Genomic DNA, 249 nt, shown 5'->3' on the forward strand with positions numbered 1-249 from the left:
GTGCGGCGCGTTCTTCAGCGGGTTGTCTTCCTTGTCCAGCTCGCCGCGTTCCACCGCGCGGATTTCCTCGCGGATGCGGATCATCGCGTCGCAGAAACGATCCAGCTCGGCCTTCGACTCGCTCTCGGTGGGCTCGATCATCAGCGTGCCGGCCACCGGGAAGGACATGGTCGGCGCATGGAAGCCGAAGTCCATCAGGCGCTTGGCCACGTCGTCGACGCTGATCCCGCTGCTGTCCTTGAGCGGACG

1 pseudogene is annotated in these 249 nt (G+C 65.5%); it reads right to left on the reverse strand.

The features are described 5' to 3' along the window. Positions 1 to 249, reverse strand: a pseudogene (locus tag ACLJNW_RS27280) (hypothetical protein); the annotation flags it as partial.

Source organism: Salmonella sp. SAL4457, from assembly GCF_046548235.1.
Lineage (GTDB): Bacteria > Pseudomonadota > Gammaproteobacteria > Enterobacterales > Enterobacteriaceae > Salmonella > Salmonella enterica.